Origin of the sequence: Psychrobacter sp. 16-MNA-CIBAN-0192 (genome assembly GCF_040309565.1) — a bacterium.
GTDB lineage: Bacteria > Pseudomonadota > Gammaproteobacteria > Pseudomonadales > Moraxellaceae > Psychrobacter.
The window spans coordinates 1-351 of sequence record NZ_JBEOOX010000072.1 but is presented as its reverse complement, the minus strand read 5'-3'; the positions used below and the strand labels follow the sequence as shown (position 1 = coordinate 351).

At 40.7% G+C, this 351-nt stretch carries 1 protein-coding gene; it reads left to right on the top strand.

The annotated features are described in order from the left end of the window. Window positions 1-351 (top strand): Rho termination factor N-terminal domain-containing protein (locus tag AAEY78_RS12410; RefSeq protein WP_352339644.1); only part of this gene is annotated, 351 nt, incomplete at both ends.

The following is a 351-nucleotide window of genomic DNA, read 5'->3' as shown; positions in this document are numbered from 1 at the left end:
ATTAAAAGACACGCCAATTTCGGATCTAGTTTCTCTTGCTGAAAGCATGAATCTGGAAAATATGGCTCGTACCCGTAAACAAGATATCATCTTCTCTATTTTGAAAGCTCACGCCAAAAGCGGAGAAGACATTTTCGGTGGCGGTGTATTAGAAATCCTCCAAGACGGATTTGGATTTTTAAGAAGTTCAGATGGCTCATACCTTGCGGGTCCTGACGATATTTATGTTTCACCAAGCCAAATTCGCCGTTTTAACATGCGTACTGGTGACAGTATTTTTGGTAAAATTCGACCGCCGAAAGAAGGCGAAAGATATTTTGCACTGTTGAAAGTCAGTGAAGTCAACTTTGA